The 19,887-nt window shown below is 38.6% G+C and carries 18 protein-coding genes; 13 read left to right on the top strand and 5 right to left on the bottom strand.

Annotated features, from left to right (window positions below; all coding sequences use genetic code 11):
* From HA632_RS06680 to HA632_RS06640, 9 genes are all read left to right on the top strand, one after another.
* The coding region (locus HA632_RS06680; protein ID WP_176306429.1) for a T9SS type A sorting domain-containing protein at positions 1-1,391 on the top strand (1,391 nt) is incomplete at its 5' end.
* 248 nt (positions 1,392-1,639) lie between these two features.
* Positions 1,640-2,542 (top strand): heme o synthase, encoded by a 903-nt coding sequence (gene cyoE, locus HA632_RS06675; protein WP_176306428.1) that lies wholly within the window; start codon positions 1,640-1,642, stop codon positions 2,540-2,542.
* 2 nt (positions 2,543-2,544) lie between these two features.
* On the top strand, positions 2,545-3,135 hold the full coding sequence (locus HA632_RS06670) for a cytochrome c oxidase subunit 3 (RefSeq protein ID WP_176306427.1): 591 nt from the start codon (positions 2,545-2,547) through the stop codon (positions 3,133-3,135).
* A 44-nt stretch (positions 3,136-3,179) separates the two neighbouring features.
* A complete protein-coding gene (locus HA632_RS06665; protein ID WP_176306426.1) occupies positions 3,180-4,208 on the top strand; it encodes a cytochrome c oxidase subunit 3 in 1,029 nt (342 codons plus the stop codon).
* Between the two features lie 24 nt (positions 4,209-4,232).
* Entirely contained in the window at positions 4,233-4,583 is a 351-nt protein-coding gene (locus HA632_RS06660; RefSeq protein ID WP_176306425.1) for a cytochrome C oxidase subunit IV family protein, read from the top strand.
* Between the two features lie 79 nt (positions 4,584-4,662).
* The gene (locus tag HA632_RS06655; protein ID WP_176306424.1) at positions 4,663-5,319 is read left to right on the top strand and encodes a hypothetical protein; all 657 of its coding nucleotides are present in this window, start codon (positions 4,663-4,665) and stop codon (positions 5,317-5,319) included.
* An 11-nt stretch (positions 5,320-5,330) separates the two neighbouring features.
* Positions 5,331-6,014: an SCO family protein gene (locus HA632_RS06650; RefSeq protein WP_176306423.1), complete on the top strand. Its 684-nt coding sequence runs from the start codon at positions 5,331-5,333 to the stop codon at positions 6,012-6,014.
* Positions 6,007-6,600 (top strand): DUF420 domain-containing protein, encoded by a 594-nt coding sequence (locus HA632_RS06645; protein WP_176306422.1) that lies wholly within the window; start codon positions 6,007-6,009, stop codon positions 6,598-6,600. Before HA632_RS06650 ends, HA632_RS06645 begins: the two co-directional genes overlap by 8 nt.
* Entirely contained in the window at positions 6,590-6,844 is a 255-nt protein-coding gene (locus tag HA632_RS06640; protein ID WP_176306421.1) for a hypothetical protein, read from the top strand. Before HA632_RS06645 ends, HA632_RS06640 begins: the two co-directional genes overlap by 11 nt.
* Before the next feature lie 36 nt (positions 6,845-6,880).
* Here the strand turns inward: HA632_RS06640 and HA632_RS06635 are convergent, their stop codons facing one another.
* A complete protein-coding gene (locus HA632_RS06635; protein WP_176306420.1) occupies positions 6,881-8,272 on the bottom strand; it encodes a DUF4403 family protein in 1,392 nt (463 codons plus the stop codon).
* A 163-nt stretch (positions 8,273-8,435) separates the two neighbouring features.
* On the opposite strand from HA632_RS06635, the gene HA632_RS06630 reads away from it, so the two are divergent.
* The 3 genes from HA632_RS06630 to tsaB are packed head-to-tail and all read left to right on the top strand — an operon-like array spanning position 8,436 to position 11,786.
* Positions 8,436-9,815, top strand: a complete 1,380-nt coding sequence (locus HA632_RS06630; protein ID WP_176306419.1) for a TolC family protein — start codon at positions 8,436-8,438, stop codon at positions 9,813-9,815.
* Positions 9,816-9,818: 3 nt separating this feature from the next.
* Positions 9,819-11,117: an efflux RND transporter periplasmic adaptor subunit gene (locus HA632_RS06625; RefSeq protein WP_176306418.1), complete on the top strand. Its 1,299-nt coding sequence runs from the start codon at positions 9,819-9,821 to the stop codon at positions 11,115-11,117.
* 3 nt (positions 11,118-11,120) lie between these two features.
* Complete coding sequence (tsaB, locus tag HA632_RS06620) at positions 11,121-11,786, top strand: tRNA (adenosine(37)-N6)-threonylcarbamoyltransferase complex dimerization subunit type 1 TsaB (RefSeq protein WP_176306417.1); 666 nt, start codon at positions 11,121-11,123, stop codon at positions 11,784-11,786.
* A gap of 1 nt (position 11,787) precedes the next feature.
* Here tsaB and HA632_RS06615 read toward each other — a convergent pair whose 3' ends face one another.
* The 4 genes from HA632_RS06615 to HA632_RS06600 all read right to left on the bottom strand — a co-directional run bounded on the left by HA632_RS06615 (position 11,788) and on the right by HA632_RS06600 (position 16,213).
* Complete coding sequence (locus HA632_RS06615; RefSeq protein ID WP_176307154.1) at positions 11,788-12,615, bottom strand: mechanosensitive ion channel family protein; 828 nt, start codon at positions 12,613-12,615, stop codon at positions 11,788-11,790.
* A 69-nt stretch (positions 12,616-12,684) separates the two neighbouring features.
* Positions 12,685-13,041 (bottom strand): hypothetical protein, encoded by a 357-nt coding sequence (locus HA632_RS06610; RefSeq protein ID WP_176306416.1) that lies wholly within the window; start codon positions 13,039-13,041, stop codon positions 12,685-12,687.
* A 45-nt stretch (positions 13,042-13,086) separates the two neighbouring features.
* A complete protein-coding gene (locus tag HA632_RS06605) occupies positions 13,087-15,141 on the bottom strand; it encodes a thioredoxin domain-containing protein (protein WP_176306415.1) in 2,055 nt (684 codons plus the stop codon).
* A 175-nt stretch (positions 15,142-15,316) separates the two neighbouring features.
* Entirely contained in the window at positions 15,317-16,213 is an 897-nt protein-coding gene (locus tag HA632_RS06600) for a NifU family protein (RefSeq protein ID WP_176306414.1), read from the bottom strand.
* Positions 16,214-16,342: 129 nt separating this feature from the next.
* Here HA632_RS06600 and HA632_RS06595 point away from each other — a divergent pair.
* Positions 16,343-19,887: choice-of-anchor L domain-containing protein (locus HA632_RS06595; protein ID WP_194967094.1), on the top strand; the 3,545-nt coding region annotated here is incomplete at its 3' end.

The raw sequence follows: 19,887 nt of genomic DNA, 5'->3' as shown, positions 1-19,887 counted from the left end.
TAACCGGTACTCAACCGGAAGCTCCACAAGTATTGTGTTACCAAACTGCTACTTGGAATCCAGTTTCATGTCAGTACGATATAACCGGTACTCAACCGGAAGCTCCACAAGTATTGTGTTACCAAACTGCTACTTGGAACCCAGTTTCATGTCAGTACGATATAACCGGTACTCAACCGGAAGCTCCACAAGTATTGTGTTACCAAACTGCTACTTGGAACCCAGTTTCATGTCAGTACGACGTAACCGGTACTCAACCGGAAGCTCCACAAGTATTGTGTTACCAAACTGCTACTTGGAACCCAGTTTCATGTCAGTACGATGTAACGGGAACACCAATGACTGCTCCAACAGCTAGTTTTGTGGATAACTGTAACGGCACTTGGACTATTACAGCTGGCAATTATACTGGAAGTTTGTTATGGAGTACTGGTGCAACAACACCTTCTATAACAGTTACTGTTGCAGGAACTTATTCGGTTAAACAGTTGATGAACGGCTGTGAAACTGAGGTGACTTTAATCACCGTTGTGAAAACTTGTTTGGTGGGGGATATTTACCACACAGGAACAACCTGTTCAGATTTTAATGCAGGAGGAAATGATAGAGAATTAGAAGCGCTTTGCTATTCAGCCAGCAATGGTAAAATAGGTGTTGTTACGCCGGGAGTGTTCTTCTATTATACTGCCGTTGTGGCACCTAGTGCTAATTTCACTATTAAAGTGACGCAGGCTAAAGGTAACTCAACGTCAGCTAATCATTATGGATTGATGGCTATAAAAGGTTCTAACCAAATTATTTTGTGGGATCCTAATTGTAATAAATTTACAGATGCCGGTGTTATGAGTGGTACAAACAATTCACAAGGAAGTTTGACCATTACCAATGCTGTACCTGGAGCTACTTACGTATTGTCTGTAAAATACAACCCTAAATCAATACAAGGGAATACTTATTCCGGAAGTGTTGCTCCAACGGTTACTTATAATTTCTCAACCAGTGTTGATAATTTGAATGACGGAATTGCTAACAACTATACATTAGTTGCAAGCTCTCAAACCAGCGTTGATTTAGTACCGGGTTGTGCAGTTGATCCGGTAGCCAATGAAACTACTGCTAGAGCAACAACTTCAAGCTTTAGCGTTTATCCGGTTCCGTTTAAAAACGAACTGAATGTGAAATATAACTTTGAAAATAATTCAGAGGTTGTGATTGAAGTCTTTGACGTAAGGGGCGTTTTAGTTCAAACTACTACTGATCCTAACGGCTATTATGAGAAAGAAGTTAAGATAGATGTCAACTTCTCAAAAGGTTCTAACCAAGTGTATTTCATTAGAATTACCACTAACCAAGGAACTGAAACTAAGAAAATAGTTTCTGTTAAGGAATAATCAGATTGCCATTTTTATTGAAAAGGACTCCGTTTTGGAGTCCTTTTTTTTTGGAGGCAAATACAAAAACGGCTCCCTATATAGCCCCGATGGGCGCAACTACCGCGTAGTGCAGACAGCGGGAAAATGGATGGCCGGCATACAATGACCTTTCGCTCCTGAACTTAAAAATCACCAAATATATCTTCAATATTTTTTTGTCAAATCGTTTTCTATAAAGTACCTTTGCGGCAGTTTTAAAACTATTGATGAACGCGACTGCTAACACATTTTCTCTTAAACAAATTGCGATTGATTTCAAGGAAATCACTAAAGCAGGTTTAGCTATTAGCGTGGTTTTTTCTTCTATAGCCGGCTATTTGCTCGGTGTTGTGGATTTTCAAGATTTAAAAGTGTCAACTTTATTGATGTTGGCTGTTGGCGGTTACTGTATGGTTGGCGCTTCGAATGCTTTTAATCAAGTGATCGAAAAAGATTTAGATGCTTTGATGGACCGAACCAAGAACCGTCCGGTGGCTTCGGGCAGAATGTCTCCGAATCACGCTTTGTTTGTGGCGAGTTTGCTGACCATCATCGGTTTGATTTTGTTGTACATGATTAACCCGAAATCGGCCATGTTTGGAGCGATTTCTATCTTTTTATATACAAGTATTTATACGCCTTTAAAGGTGCACACACCGCTATCGGTTTTTGTGGGTGCTTTTCCGGGTGCGATTCCGTTTATGTTGGGTTGGGTTGCCGCTACGAATCATTTTGGGATTGAAGCAGGAACGCTTTTTTTGATCCAATTTTTTTGGCAATTTCCTCATTTTTGGGCCATTGGTTGGTTTTTGTATGATGACTACCAAAAGGCTGGTTTTTTTATGTTACCGACCGGTAAAAAAGATACATCAACCGCTTTGCAAACCATTTTGTATTCGGTTTGGTTGTTGGTGGCTTCCTTATTACCAAGTTTAGGGTATACAGGGCGATTATTTATTTCGCCTATTGCAGCAGGAATTGTATTTTTGCTCGGGCTTTGGATGATTTATTATGCGGTAAAATTATACCAACTCAGAACGGCCAAAGCTGCGAGAACACTGATGTTAGTGAGTGTTTCTTATATTACTTTGTTACAAATAGTTTATATTACCGATAAATTTTTAAGATAGTTATGGCTACAACAACAATGTCTGCTGACGAGCATAAAGACAGAACAGCGCGTTCAAAAAAATTACTTTTGTGGTTTGCCATGGCCAGTATGACCATGATGTTTGCCGGAATCACGAGTGCATTTGTAGTGAGTAAGTCCAGAGAAGATTGGATGAAAGATTTCCAAATGCCTTCGGCTTTTTACTTCAGTACTTTGGCTATTATTTTGTGTAGCGTTACTTTTCATTTGGCCAAAAAAGCCATTGAAAAAGACAATCGAAGTGCTACGGGTAACCTTCTTTTATTGACTTTCGGTCTTGCAATTGTCTTTGTGTTTTTGCAATTTAAAGGCTTTGAGCAACTGATAGAACAGGGTTATTATTTTACCGGACCGGAGAGTAATATTGCCACGACTTTTCTTTACGTAATCGCTGTGGTACACTTGGCTCACCTTGCCGGAGGAATGATTTCGCTTTTAATCATAATTTATAATCATTTTAAACAAAAATACAATTCAAGTCAAACACTTGGAATTGAGCTAGGTGCAATGTATTGGCACTTTCTCGATTTCTTGTGGATTTGTTTGTTTTTCTTTTTATATTTCTTTAAATAAGAAAAAAAATCTAAATTTGGGAACTTTTTAACTATATAACTTTTATGGGAGCTACAGTTACTACTGCAAATACAAACGAAAATACTTGGGGCGGCGGAAATGAGCCAATGGGTGCCAGTTATGGTAAATTGATGATGTGGTTTTTTATCGTATCGGATGCCTTAACTTTCTCCGGATTCCTTGCTGCATACGGTTTTTCAAGATTCAAATTTATTGACAATTGGCCAATTGCCGACGAAGTGTTTACCCACTTCCCGTTTATGCACGGTGTAGATGCGCCGATGTATTATGTGGCCTTGATGACCTTTATCTTGATTTTCTCTTCGGTAACAATGGTATTGGCCGTTGATGCCGGTCACCAAATGAAACAAAAGAAAGTAGCTTTCTACATGTTACTGACTATTGTTGGAGGTTTGATTTTCGTAGGTTCTCAAGCTTGGGAATGGAAAAACTTTATCAAAGGAGAGTTTGGTGCCATCGAAACGAAAGGCGGAAGCATTATTCAATTCGTTGATAAAACAGGTAAAAGAGTTAAATTGGAAGACTTTGCAGTTCAACTTCCGGAAACGAGAGAAGAGCACAAAAGCAGTAATGGTATTTGGTTTGAAGGAGAAGGTTCACAACCTACTTATTCTGTAGCCGAAGTACAAGCCGGTTTTAAAGCTAATCCTGATTTATTGGTCAGAACTGAAAAAATCTACCGAGACACTAAAGAAGACAGAGAAAACAAGTCGCTTCAGCCAAATTTGAACCACAATAAAAAACGTGAAATTTTGAACAGAGAAGCTTCTGAAGCTATGGTCGCCAATGCTCACTATGTGGTTGAAGGTGCTAACCTTAAAAGAAACGAGTATGGAAGTAAATTGTTTGCCGATTTCTTCTTCTTCATTACCGGATTCCACGGATTCCACGTATTCTCCGGAGTAATTATCAATATCATTATTTATTTCAATGTCCTTTTAGGAACGTATGAGAAAAGAAGAAACTATGAAATGGTTGAGAAAGTTGGTCTTTATTGGCACTTTGTTGACTTGGTTTGGGTATTCGTATTTACATTCTTCTACTTAGTTTAATCGCTGTTAAAAATTTATATTATCATGGGACACGAACACGTATCAAATACAAAAAGAATCTGGCAAGTTTTCGGAATTCTATCTGTTGTAACAATAGTTGAGGTTTACTTAGGAATCTTAAGACCAGATTTCTTGGTAATGAATGACTTCATCTCAATGAACCTTTTAAACTGGGTTTTCATTATCTTGACACTTTACAAAGCATACAAAATCACATGGGTTTTCATGCACATGGAAGGTGAAAAATCCAGTTTGCGTTGGGCAGTAGTGGCCACCGTTATTTTTCTTGTATTATATTTACTTTTTATATTGTTAGTCGAAGCAGATTATATCTACGGGATTTTTAAAGATTCCACTATTAAATGGAATTTTTAACATTATATTAATTCAAAAAAAAGTCCCGATTCCTTCGGGATTTTTTTATTTTTGTATGGCTGTATTTTAGCAATTTCCAATGAAAAAAAATCTTGTCCTTTTCATCTTGTTTATTTTGCCTATCGTTGCATACCTTTTCTTTGCATCAGGCGTAAACAGTTTTATTACTTTACCTACCATTACCCCAAATATTCCCAATGTGGATGCCCAATGGAAATCACTAAATGGCGAAAAAGTATCCTTAGATAAAAAGATAACTATCTTGGGTTTTGCCGGTCAGGATATCCTGGCCAACAGCGGTAATTTTTTTACACTCAATCAAAAAATTTATAACAAATACCGAGCATTTAAAGACTTCCAGTTTGTTTTCATCGCACCTCTAGGAACAGAAGACCAAGCCCAAAGACTTTTAAAAGAATTAGGAAAAATCAGCGATGTGTCAGGCTATCATTTTGTTTTTACCACACCGGAAGCCATCAAGTCTTATCATGCTAATTTGAAATTACTCGGTAAATTAAACAATCAATCCGGAACACCTTATGTTTATATTGTAGATAAGAAAAGAAATCTTCGCGGCAGAAAAGGCAAAAGCGACAAAGGAAAACCGGAATACAAAGAAGGATATAATACGACCTCGGCTGCCGATTTACACAATGATATGATGGATGATGTGAAGATTATTTTAGCCGAATACCGTTTGGCATTAAAAAGAAACAGTGCCGACAGAAAAATTTAGTAACACTTACCATGAAGAATAAATCTTATATCGGATTATCGTTTATTATTTTGGTTTTCGGTATTATTTTTATACCCAAAATCATTAACAGAATCAAAAGCGGTTCAGTAGTTCAAGGAGACCGTATTGATGCGGTTTCCAATCATAAAACGGCAGAAAACGGTTTGCTCACTATTGGTCCGGCACCGAGTTTCGAACTAATCGACCAAAACAATGAAAAAGTTTCTAACGAGACTTACAAAGGAAAAGTTTATGTGTTAGAGTTTTTCTTTTCAACTTGTCCTTCTATTTGTCCGATAATGAATAAAAACATGGTTAGCATCCAAAACGAATTTTTTGGGAATCCTAATTTCGGGATAGCGTCTATTACCATCAACCCTGACTATGACACAGCTGCCGTATTGAAAGAACACGCGGCACTGATTGGAGTTAAATCATCCAACTGGCATATGCTGACAGGAAATAAAGAATACATTTTTGACATTTCCAATAAAGGATTTAATATTTATGCCGGAGAAAACAATAAAGTTGCCGGTGGTTTCGAACATTCAGGTCTTTTCGCTTTGATTGATAAAGAAGGGAATATCCGATGCAGAAAAGACAAATTCGGTAATCCGATTTTGTATTACGACGGCTTAGAGAAAGCTGGCGTGAAAGCTATAACAGAAGACATTAAAAAACTATTAAATGAATAATCAGGACAATCAAACTTTAGAAAAAAAATTCAGAGGATCCATTATTGCAGTTTCAATCATTATTCCCATTGCAGTAGCGGTTTTGTTTACCGTAAAGCTAAAGGACTTTGGGATCAGTATAGAACCGTTAAGTTTTTTACCGCCGATTTATGCCTCTATCAACGCCGCCACGGCCTTGCTTTTGATTATGGGTGTAATGGCCATAAAAAATGGCAACAGAAAGGTTCACGAAAGACTGATGACTTTGGCCATTGCCTGTTCGGTAATTTTTTTGGTAATGTACGTGGCTTATCACATGTCGGCTGATTCTACTAAATACGGAGATATCAACGCAGACGGACTTTTAGATGATACTGAATTGAGTAATGTGGGCTCAATGAGAAATGTTTACTTTTTCATCTTGATTTCGCATATTATTTTGTCTGTCGCCATTATTCCGATGGTGCTGTTTACTTATGTGAGAGCTTTAGCTGAACGCTTTGACAAGCATAAAAAATTGGCCAAAATCACTTTTCCGCTTTGGTTGTATGTAGCTGTTACCGGTGTAGTAGTTTATTTGATGATTTCACCTTATTATGCAAACTAAAGTTAAATGGGATAAGAGAAAAGGGATAAGTCAAAAATTAGTGTTGCTAACATTTGCCTTATGCCTTATGCCTATTGCGTCTTTTTCTCAATGCGCCATGTGCCGAGCCGCTTTGGAAAGCACAGGAGACAACAGCAAAGTGGAAGCTGTAAATGACGGGATAGTTTTCCTGATGGCCATTCCTTATATTATCGTGGCCGGAATCGGTTTTGTGGTTTATAAAATGTATTACAAAAAGAAGTAGATTGTCATTTACTCTCGATAGGACTGACCACTAAATCTACTCCATTCCGTCGATTTTCACATTCATTTTTCCGGTAGTAGTGATAAAGGCAATGATGGCTTTGTCGGTTACTTCTACTTTTTCAAATTCGAAGTCATTCATCATGCCGTTCACAAAAACGCCTTTCATAGGGGAATAATTGCTCAAATAAGGCAGTAGACTTTTTTTGCCTTCATCCAAATTCTCTTTGATTGAATAACGACAGTTTTCCTGAATTTTTTTCAAAATTACGCCTTGTAATAACCAGTTGGCGGTTCGGGTCAAAATACCTTTAGAGTTCAATACATAATCCATTTGGTCAAAATAAATTTCTTTGGTAATCGCATTATAATTCGGAATGCCCGACAAGTATATTGAGCCGTTAATGCTGCCACTCATGTCCAATTGGATAATGATTTTACTGTCTTTTTGCCATAGGGCAACATTTTTCACTACTATTTTTCTGCTACCCGAAGCAAATTCTTTGCCTTTAAAATTAGCAGTAATAATTTGTGAGGCGCTTTCATAAGTTGAAATGGCAGCGACATTGGCTGTTACAGCATTCGGAATTTTAGTCACGGCTTTGAACTGAATGGCCTCTCTTTCAAAAGTGTTTTTGGGTTTCAAACCCACCATGGTTTGCATATTGCATTTGAGTCCTAAATCCATTTTGATTTGATTCTTTTCTAAAACCGCATCGGTAACATACACCTCAATCGGAATGAGTTTGAACCAAGTTTGGTATTGTTCACTTGTGATAAAAGGCGTACTCATTTTTTCTAAAACATCCAGTACATAGGGCTTAAAGTCGCAAGAGTTTTCAATGGCTTCGTCTATTTTTTTGGCTACTTTCGATTTAAAAATGGAAAGCGTCGGGTTGATGATATAAGTTATCGGAACATATTTTCCGGCCACTAAGATGGTTGGACTTTCAGACCATTCGAAATCTTCAATTCTTGAAGTGGTTGACAATTTCCAATTCGATAACCTTACATTGCTTTCCATAGTAATGGTTCCGTTCAAGTTGATTTCACGCGTGTCATTCAATCCCATAAAATCAGTGCCATACTTTATTTTGGCCCAAATTTTTAATGGTAAAACAGTCTCTATTTTGCCGTTTTTTTCAACAAGCTTAATTGGCGCGGTTTTCCATATTTTCATTTCGGTTTTGTCATCGGCCAAGTTTGAATCGTCATAAATTTGACCATTCAAGGTTTTGTTTAATTGACTTTCTATTTCCTTCAAAGAAATCTCCAAAGGCATGTTGACAAAGGAAGTCTTGGTTTTGTAAACCATCGGAGCATCATTAGAAGGAAGTGGTTTTAAAGCCTCAATTTTTTGAGTAGTCGAGCAACTGTTCAAAAGTACTGAAAACATAAGCAGCGAGAGAATCGATTTTATGGCAGACATAAACGAAATATTTTTTTGTCAAAAATAAATGTAAAAATTGTAATCGACTGTAACATTATTAAAAAAATAGAGTCTAAAACATTGAGTCTGTTTTTAAGAAATCAAAGCCAAAAATAATATCTTTGTTTATGCAAGAAATTAAGGTTTTCCAACCTATATTACTATGAAAATACCATTAAAAAAACATTTTTTACTCGCCATTATTTTGTTCCTTGGATTTGATTCTTTGGCACAAACCAAAAAATGGACGATACAGGAATGCGTCGAGTATGCTTTAAAAAACAATATTTCAATCAAGCAATCGGAGTTAGATGTAAGATTGACGGATATTGATAAAAAAGCTGCAATTGCGAGTTTCTTCCCAAATCTTAACGCGACCGGTTCTCATTCTTGGAGTATTGGAGCCAATATCAATCCGGTGACCAATGCCCGTGAAAACCAAACCACGCAATTTACCCAAATGAGTTTGAGCTCCAGCGTTGATATTTACAACGGCTTACAAAATCAAAACCGTTTGCGAAGAGCCAAGTTAAGCCAGTTAGCCGCACAATACCAACTGACCAAAATGCAGGATGATATTTCGTTATTTGTGGCCAATGCTTTTCTGGATATTTTATTCAATCGCGAAAATTTAAAAGTGCAACAAGGTCAATTGGCCAATGACGAAAAGCAATTGGTTCGTTCCAAAGAGCTGGTTGACGCCGGAATGGTGCCACGCGGGGATTTACTTGATATGAAAGCTACGGTTGCGGCCGACAAACAAAAAGTAGTCGCTGCCGAAAATGCGCTATTGATTTCCAGACTGAGTTTGGCACAATTGCTTCGTTTGGAAGATTTTGCCACTTTTGATATAGCCGAGGTTGATATGGAGGCCAAACCGAGTCCGGTGATGTCTGAAACCCCCGAAGCTATAGTTAGCAAAGCTAATGAAGTTCGTGTTGAAATTAAAATTGCCAAAGCCAATCTTGATTTGGCCGAAAGAGATATCAAAATTGCCAATGGTGCATTACAACCCAGTGTATCTTTAGGGTATAATTTTGGTACCAATGCCAGTTATTCCGACAGAATCATCGGTGTAGATGCGAATGGTGTGCCTATTTTAGCCGGACCACTGCCGGTTTTTGACCAGTTCAGCAACAATAAAGGACATAATTTCGGCGTGCAATTGAATGTGCCAATCTTCAACGGATTTTCGGCCAAGAATGCAGTGGCTCGTTCTAAAGTTGCCTATGAAAGATCAAAAAATGCTTTTGACCAAGCCAAATTGGATTTGGAAACCAATGTTTACAAAGCCATTACTGATACCAAAGGCGCCCTCAATACTTACGAAGCTTCGATTGCCACCTTTGAAGCCCGAGAAGAAGCGTTTAATTATGCCAAAGAAAAGTTTGCCGTTGGGATGATGAATACTTTCGACTACAACCAGGCGCAAACTTTGTACATCAATTCTCAATCGGATGTGATTCGTGCTAAATACGATTACATTTTTAAAACCAAAGTGGTAGAACTATATTTTGGAATCCCAATCATACAAAAACAATAAATCATGTCAAAAAAGAAAATATATTGGTTAGGCGGAATAGTCGTAGTGCTGTTAGTAGTATTAGTTGTTCTTAAGAAAAACGGCGTAATCGGTGCCGATGAAAATGTTACCGAAGTTGAAACGGCCAAAGCAGATGAAATCACCATTATCGAAACTGTGTCGGCTACAGGTAAAATCCAACCGGAAATTGAAGTAAAAATCTCTTCTGAAGTTTCGGGAGAAATTATCGACTTGCCCGTAAAAGAAGGTCAAGTGGTGAAAAAAGGCCAGCTTTTGGTAAAAATCAACCCCGATTTGTACACTTCGGGTTACAACAGAACAATCTCTAATTTATCGGGAACCAAAGCCGGTTTGAGTCAGGCCGATGCTGCGTTTAAAGAAGCCAAAGCCAGTTACGACAGAAGCAAAACCCTTTTTGACAAAGGCATTATTTCTAAATCAGAATGGGACAAAGCCATCGCTGCTTTTGAAAGTGCCAAAGCCAGTAAAGAGTCGGCATATTACAACGTGCAAAGTGCGAATGCTACCGTAAAAGAGGCCAAAGACAACTTGGGTCGAACCACCATTTATTCTCCGGCAGATGGAACTATTTCTTCGCTTGGCGTTGAATTAGGGGAAAGAGTTTTGGGAACCCAACAAATGACGGGAACAGAAATCCTTCGCGTAGCCAATTTAGACAATATGGAGGTTGAAGTTGATGTGAATGAAAATGACATTGTAAAAATCAGCATTGGCGACAGTACTAATATCAGTGTTGATGCCTATTTAAAGAAAGAATTCAAAGGTATTGTAACCAGTATTTCCAATTCGGCGAGCACTTCGACTACAGCAGATCAAGTGACTAATTTTAAAGTAAAAGTTAGAATTTTAAAAGAATCTTACCAAGATTTATTAGCAGGGAAACCAGCCAGTTTTTCACCATTCAGACCGGGAATGACTGCTACAGTTGATATTATTACGACCCGAAAAGAAAAAGTAATTGGTGTGCCGATTAGTTCGGTTTTGGTAAAAGCGGATACAACAGCTACCAAAGTATACGAGGTTAAAGAGGAAAACGAAGACAAAAAAGTAACGGCCAAGAGTGATAAAAAGTTTGAATGTGTTTTCGTCAAAGAAGGCAACAAAGCCAAAATCAGAGTCATCAAAACCGGTATTCAGGACGATACTAATATTGAAGTGATTTCGGGCTTGAAAAAAGGCGACGTGGTAATTGTTGGGCCTTATACCACAGTAACCAAAGACCTGAATTCGGGAGACAAAGTGAAGCAAAAAAACACTACGGATAAAAAGAAAGAAGAATAAATTTTGGCCTACATACTCAACATAGAAACTGCCACCAAGAATTGCTCGGTGTCTTTAGCTAAGGACGGTCAAACCGTTTTGTGCAAAGAAATCGCAGAGCAAGGCTATTCTCATGCCGAAAAACTGCATGTTTTTATCGAAGAAATTTTAAAAGAGAGCGGAATTGATTTTAGGGAATTAAAAGCCATAGCGGTGAGTAAAGGTCCGGGTTCCTATACCGGTTTGCGCATTGGAGTGTCTACAGCCAAAGGCTTGTGTTACGCGCTGGGAATCCCATTGATTGCGGTAGATACTTTAGCCGTTTTAGCCCAAAAAGTAACCCAAAAGGGTGGCTTGATTGTTCCGATGATTGATGCCCGAAGAATGGAAGTGTACAGCGCCGTTTTTGATGCCAATCACCAAAAAATAATGGAAGTTCAAGCCGAAGTTTTAACCGAAAACAGTTATGCTGAAATAGCGGAAACCATTTATATCATAGGTGATTGTCAGGAAAAATGCCAGACGGTTTTGACCCAAGATAAATTTGTTTTTTTATCCGAAATTGTATTTCCTTCTGCTAACGAAATGAGTCCAATCAGCTTTGAGAAATTCAACAAAAATGCTTTTGAAGATGTGGCTTACTTTGAGCCTTTTTATTTGAAGGATTTTATGTTGACTAAAAAGGCTTAAACTATCCTTTAGACGTTTCAATAACATACGGTTGTACTGAAATTCCCGCTGCATCGAAAGCTTCTTTAGATTGTTCTAAAACATCAGAACACATTTCTGCAAAATCAATATTTTTAGCCCAAGGTCGAATGCCGAGTTGTACCGCAGAATCTGTCAGGTTTTTTACAATAACGGTTGGTTCCGGATTTTTTAAAACTTTCGGATGGTCTTGCATCACTTTCATTACAATGTCTTTCGCAGTTTTAATATTGGTGTCATAGGAAAGGGAAAACAACAAATCCGCTCTCCGATTGCCTTGCATCGAATAATTGATGATTACGCCATTCGACAAAATCCCGTTGGGTATAAAAATCGTTTGGTTGTTTCCCGTAATTAATTTAGTGACAAAAATTTGAATTTCGAGTACGGTTCCAATCACACCTTGCGCTTCGATGGTATCGCCCACGCGAAAAGGTTTGAACAAAATAATCAGCATGCCGCCGGCAAAATTGGAGAGAGAACCTTGTAAAGACAAACCAATCGCCAAACCGGCCGCACCCAAAATTGCTACAAACGAAGAAGTTTCAATTCCCAATTTGGAAATAAAACTCACAAAGAGTAACAACCGCAAAGCCCAAAGCAAACTATCGGCAAGGAACTTTGACAACGTTGGGTCGAGTTCTCTTTTCACCATTATTTTTCGCACCAAGCGATTGATGATTCTAATGGCATAAAGCCCAACAAATAATATAATTAGGGCCGAAATCAGTTTCGGAGAATAATCAATTAATAAGGAGGTAAATTGTTCTATGTATTCGGCAAAAGAGCGAATCGAAAGCGAGCTGTTCATGGTCATAGTGTAAAAAAAATCCCGAAAGAATCGGGATAATTAGTGGATACAAAAATAATATTTTTAAAATTAATCGGCATCTTCTTCTACACGATTTATCGTTTCTTTAGCTTTTTCTGCCGCTGTGTCGGTTGTGTCAGAAGCATCGTTGGCAAACGAACTTATTTTTTCTTTGGCCGTTTCGGCAAACTCGCTTATTTTTTCTTTCGCATTTTCCACTACATTTTCTATAGTTTCAGAAGCTTGGGGAACATATTCGTTAATTTTTTCTTTAGCGGTTTCTACCATTTCTTCTACTTTATCTACAACCGGTTCTGCCGTTTGTTTTACTTTTTCAATTGCTTCTTCGGTAAAATTTTGTGATTGTTCTCCCGTTTTTTCTTTGGCACCGCCAAATAAATTTTTAAAAAAATTTCCAAGTCCCATGTCGGTTGTTTTTAATTGGTTAATAATCAAAATATTACGATTTTTCTAAGAATTTATGGTTATTTCTTTGATAATTTCTTGAAAATCAATGCTTGGCAAATCACAGGTTTTGTTTTGGCACAAATAAAATAAAGTTTGGTTTTCAACAAACCGACTTTCTAAAAATGGAAGTTTGGTATTGTTAACGGTTCCGGCGACTATGATATTCGGTAGGTATTTTTGGTTGATTTGGATCAAATAATCCAAGGCTTTTTCACCACAAATGGCCAACTCTTTATTTTGTTCCGAATAGTTTAAAAGTACCTTAAGCCAATTCGAAAATGCCGAAGGATAATCAATTGTAGGGATAATGTTTTGCACCATTTGTTTGGCAATCGATTCGTAGTAACGGTTGTTGAAATAAATGCCTAATTGAAATAAATTGCCTGCCATCACTGAATTTGCGGCCGGAATCACATTGTCTTCCACTTCAAAATATGCAGTAATTAACGCTTCGTCTGTTTTGGATGTAAACGAAAAGAATTCCGCGTTAGCGTCATAGAAATGATCGAAACAATAATCTGTCAATTGCTTGGCATTTTGCAACCATTGTTCGTCTAAAGTTACTTCATATAAACTAATAAACGCTTGAATCACCTGAGCATAATCTTCTAAATAAGCATTGATGGTAGCTTTAGCTGCGCTCTGTTCGGCTGCGCCACGAGTGCCGTTTTTATAAGTACGGAATAAATGGCCTTCGGTACTCCAGAGTTTTTTAGTAATGAAATGCGCGTTTTGCAGCGCAATGTCTAAATATTTTGAGTCGCCCAAAGCTTTATATGCTTCGACAAAGCCCTTGCTCATTATAGCGTTCCAGGAAGTCAGGCATTTGTCGTCGAGTCTTGGTTTGCTGCGTTTTTCTCTTTCCGTATAAAGTTTTTGTTCCCAAGTTTTTTTCTTTTGTGCCAATGTTTCTAAAGGCATATTTTGCTTTTCGGCGATTGTTGCCAAGGATTCATTCTGAATCAAAACATAATTCCCGTGTTCCCAATGTCCGAATTCGTTGATGTTGAAAACTTCGGAGAACAAGTCGAAATCTTCGCTAATTAATTTTTGCAATGCTTCTTTGGTCCAAACATAAAAAGCGCCTTCTTCCAGATGATTTTCAGCATTTAAACTGTCGGCATCAAGTGCGGAATAGAAACTTCCTTCAGCCGTCAGCCATTCTTTTTCGACAAAAAACAAAGTCTTTTCGATGACTTCTTTGTAGAGTGGATTTTGGGTTAGTTTATAAGCATTGGCATATAGTGCAACCAATTGGCCGTTGTCATACAGCATCTTTTCAAAATGTGGCACATGCCATTTCATATCTACAGAATAACGCGAAAATCCACCGTCAACAGTGTCGAACAAACCGCCATATGCCATTTTGGTTAAAGTCAGATTTGTGAAATCCAATAAGTTTTGGTTTTGGGTTTGGTAGCCGTAACGCAAAAGGAATTCGTAATTGGTGGGCATCATGAATTTGGGCGCACGCGCCATACCGCCGAAGTCCCAATCGAAGCTTTTTTGCCATTTTTCGAGCAAAGTTTCTAGGACATCAAAATTAAAATCGGAAGCAGTTTCAGTTTTTGGAATGACACTTATGGATTGCAGCCCTTCATGAAGTTGTTGCGCATAATCGTAAATGGTTTCCGGATTTTGGGTGTAAATTTCCTGAAGTTTTTCGAGCGAATTGATCCAATCGTTTTTTCTGAAATACGTTCCACCCCAAATTGGGCGACCATCGGGTAAGGCTACCACATTCATAGGCCAACCGCCACGACCGGTCATGACTTGTACGGCTTTCATGTAGACGGCATCGATATCGGGACGTTCTTCTCGGTCGATTTTGATGTTGATAAAATGCGTGTTCATCACGGCGGCCACTTCGTCGTTTTCAAAACTTTCGTGTTCCATCACGTGGCACCAGTGACAGGAAGAATAGCCGATACTGATGATGATGAGTTTGTTGGTTGCTTTGGCTTCCGCTAAAGACTTTTCGTTCCAGGCTTTCCAATGCACAGGATTGTTGGCGTGTTGGAGTAGGTATGGACTGGTTTCCAGATGTAGTTCGTTCATAGTGATAAATTAGCCCCGATTGCAGCAAGTATCCTTTTTTTTAATTGAACGTTTTCGAATAGGCTCGAAGTGATAAAAAAGATACTGCGGAAAGCGGGAAAAAGCTCCTAAAAATGAGATAAAAAAAGCGCCCTATTCGGACGCTTAAAGTTAGTTTTTTATTTTGAATAAATGCTTATCCGTTTAAAGCTTCGACTACTATATCTTTGTCGTTGAGCATGTCTTTGAGCATGTTTTCAATTCCGTTTTTAAGGGTGAAAGTGGAAGAAGGACAGCCATTGCACGAACCTTGCAGCACTACTTTTACGCGTTTGTCAGCTTCGTCATAGGAATCGAAAAGAATGTTTCCGCCATCGGCAGCGACTGCCGGTTTTACGTATTCTTCTAGGATATTGATGATTTGTTGTGACGTAACATCCAGGTGGTCGAAGTTTTTGATTTGTTGTTTTTCTTGTTTTTCGTCGTTTACGACCATGGTTTCATCAATGACTGTTCCGCCATTTTCGATGAACTGCTTGATGAAAGTTCGAAGTTCCAGGGTGATTTCGTCCCAAGAAGAACTGTCATATTTGGTTACCGAGATGTAATTTTCAGTGATAAAAATTTCTTTCACGTAGTGGAATTTGAATAATTCCTGTGCTAAGGGAGAGGCTTTTGCGTCGTCTATGTTTTTGAATTCAAAGGTCGATTTAGTCAGGCCTTTGTTCACTACAAATTTAAGCGACGCCGGATTGGGCGTGGTTTCGCCGTAAACGGTGATGGCTTGTTTTTTGGTTTTATTTTCGCTTGGCAAAACAATAACGCCGCCCTTGTTGACGAAATCTTCAATTTGTTCAGCCACAGCGTCTTGCACATCAGACCAATCAACTATACTGAACCGTTCGATGGCGATAAAATTTCCGGAAATATAAACGGTTTTTACGAAAGGCAAGTAGAAAAGTTGTTGGGCTAAAGGAGAGTTTTTGGCTTCGTCGATGTTTTTAAATTCGAAGTTTTCATTTTGAGTGATAAAATCGGGGAACTCAAATTTTATTATTGTTGGGTTTTGGGTTTCTTTTATGGCGATTTTCATTAGAATAGTGTATTTTTCTGCAAATTTAACAAAGATATTTTCTGTGAATACTTATATTTGGAGATTTAAACAATAAATTAACATTAAGTGTTGTTCTTTTAAGGAATAATGCTTCTAAATTTCGTGAGCATGAAACGAATTTTATTATTTATTCCGATTTTTTTATTGACATTCAAATCGTTATCTCAACCGATAACGGTCAATAACACAACTTATACAGTTCCACAGTTGGTTCAGGATGTTTTATTTGCTTCAGGGTCTGTGGGTTCTTCTTGTGTAGGAACAATCAGTAATATTACTTGGAGTACCGGAAGTGGCGCCAGCAATGGTACTAGTTTTGGATCGTCCAACGGGATAGGTTATTTTCAAAACACCAATCCGAATTTTCCTTTAACTTCCGGGGTGATTTTGAGTACCGGTAATGCCATGAGTGCGCCCGGACCGAATAACACAACATTGAGTGACGGTTCAAATGCATGGCCGGGAGATACTACTTTGTTTAATTACATCACTAGTTTAGGAATAGATCCCGGATTGACAGATTACAACAACGCCACTGTTTTAGAGTTTGATTTTACACCGTTGACCAATCAAATGAGTTTTGATTTCCTTTTTGCATCAGAGGAGTATGGTACTTTTCAATGTGCCTATTCGGATTCATTTGCTTTCTTTTTGACCAATGTAACGGCAGGGACGGCTCCAACAAATTTGGCTTTAGTTCCCAGTACCACCACGCCAATTTCGGTAGTAACCATCCGCGATAATGCTCATAATGGAAGTTGTGCTTCTGCCAATCCAAGTTATTTTGGCACTTTCAACGGAGGCGCCAATGCGGCCAATTCTGCAACCAATTTTAATGGAGAAACGGTGTTAATGACAGCTACTTCTGCGGTTATTCCAAATAATGTATATCACATAAAATTAGTTATTGCCGACAGAAACGACAATTCATATGACTCAGCGGTTTTTTTAGGCGGTGGTAGTTTTGATATTGGTTCAGCCAGTTTAGCCGGGATAGATGAATTTGAAGGAATCGATGATTTTACCGGTCCAAATGCCATTTGTGGTTCGGAGACATTAACGATTCAAGCAGGAGCTTCTTCAATTTTAGGCGCTACTTATGCGTGGACATTAGGTGGAGGTCCAATTCCGGGAGCGAATACCTTTACTTACACGATAACTCAAGAAGGAGAATATTGTGTTACTATAACTTATCCGAGTGGTTGTGAGCAAACCGATTGTTTGGTTGTAGAATATATTCCTTCTTTACCGATAGGCACTCCTAACGATTTAACAGTTTGTGTGCCACCATTTAATTTAGAAGACAATACACCAGTCATCATGAATGGATTGAGTAATACCGTAACTTACCATCATTCGCTTTTTGATGCGCAGCAGTTAGCTTCGCCCATAACAAATCCAACAAGTTATAATGGATATAATGGTGAGATAATTTATGCCGCTCTGGAAGATGACATGACCGGTTGTATCACAACCACGCAGTTTACTTTGTATATTTCACCGGCTTTGTGTGCCGAACCCAATCCTTTTACGCCGCCTAATTTAACGTTGTGCGAAAGCAGTTTTGGCAGTGGTACCGCCGTTTTCGATTTTGCCCCTCAAACACCGATAGTATTAGGAACAACATACAGTGCGGCTGATTACACAGTAACTTATCACTTAAATCAAGCAGATGCAGATAATGATGTTGGAGCAATAAGTCCAATTAATACATTTAGCGGAACCAATGGCCAAACAATATTTGTCAGATTAGAGGAAAATGCAGATCCTACCAGGTTTGGGACTACCAGTTTCCAATTGTTTGTTAATCCACTGCCAACGGCAACTGTTTCTGGTTCTACTGCAATTTGTTTCGGAACCACTACGGCTATTACTTTTAACGGTACTCCAAATGCTGTCGTGACTTTTAATGTCGATTCCAATCCTAATCAAACGATTACTTTAAACGCTTCGGGTACTGCCTCAGTAGTTACACCGGCATTAGTTGCGCCTTCAACTTACAACTTAGTAAGTGTATTGAATCCTGCCACAAATTGTTCTCAATTGCTTTCCGGTTCGGCTACAGTCACTATAAATCCTTTGCCAACGGCGACAATTTCAGGAACCACTTCAATTTGTTCAGGAACCACTGCAGTCATAACATTTAATGGTACTCCCAATGCAGTTGTTACTTATAATTCGGATTCCAATCCAAGTCAAACAATAACTTTAAATGCAGCTGGAAATGCATCGGTAACGACTCCGGTGTTAACGGTTTCTTCAACTTACAATTTAATCAGTGTTCAAAATCCGACAACAAACTGTACCCAACCACAGACCGGTTCAGCAGTTATAACTGTAAATCCTTTGCCAACGGCTACCATATCCGGAACGGTTTCAGTGTGTTCTGGAGATACAGCTACTATTTCATTTAGTGGAACACCAAATGCTGTTGTGACTTATAATGTTAACTCGGGCTCAAATCAAACTATTACCTTGAATGGTTCCGGGAATGCAGTCTTTACTTCGGCGCCTTTGACAGTGTCAACTACTTATAACTTAGTTAGTGTTACGAATCCTTCAACTACTTGTTCACAAACGCAATCAGGTTCGGCAACGATAACGGTAAACACAGCTCCGGTTATCAATACTCCATCAGATTATGTAGTATGTGATGACAGTTACAACAATGATGGTCTTTATTGTAACTTCGATTTGAATACAATAATTAACCAAGTGAATGGAGGTAATCCTAATATTGTAGTTACTTTCCATGAAACGTTGACCAATTCTCAAACCGGCGCCAATCCTTTGGTTAGCCCGTATTGTAATATAGATCCGGGATTGCAAACTATTTATGTTCGAGCATACAACAATGGTTCACCGGCTTGTTACAGCAATACCACTTTTAATTTAATTATCAACCCATTACCTTTAGCCAATCCGGTGATTACGGATTACGAGTTGTGTGATTACAACAATCCGGGCGATGGAGCGGAAGTCTTTACTTTAAATACCAAAGACGCTGAGATAGCTAACGGTCAAGCCAATGTTACCATTAGCTATTATTTAACTCAGGCCGATGCTCAGACACAAACGAGTCCACTGCCGAATTTGTATACTAATATCAGCAATCCACAAGAGGTTTGGATTAACATCAGCAATAATACGACGGGTTGTAGCTCGGTAAGTTCATTTAATTTGGTGGTCAATCCATTGCCATTGGCTACGACACCGGAACCTATATTCCAATGTAGTAACGGAGCCACGACTCAAGCTTTGTTTGATTTAACGATTAATGAAGGAGTTGTTATAGCCGGTAATACTTCTCAGGTTAGTGTTACTTATTACAATACTTTGCTTGATGCCCAAAATGAGACGAGTCCGATAGGTACACCGAGTACTTATACCGGTACGGATAATGAGATAGTTTATATCAGAGTAGAAGACAATGTTACGGGTTGTTATTCAACGACGACCCAATTGTTAAGAGTAACCCAAGGGCCGGTTGCCATTACCCCGCAAGCATTACATTATTGTGATCCTAATAATGATGGATTCGGCGTATTTGATTTAGAGTCTGCCACCACACAAATAGCCGGAGGAGTATGGCCACTAACGGGTGTTTCTATTAGCTATTATGAAACTCAGACCGATGCTTTGATTGGCGCAGC

The sequence above is a fragment of the Flavobacterium sp. J49 genome, from assembly GCF_011742145.1.
Taxonomy (GTDB): Bacteria; Bacteroidota; Bacteroidia; order Flavobacteriales; family Flavobacteriaceae; genus Flavobacterium.
This window is presented reverse-complemented; position numbering and strand designations above follow the sequence as displayed.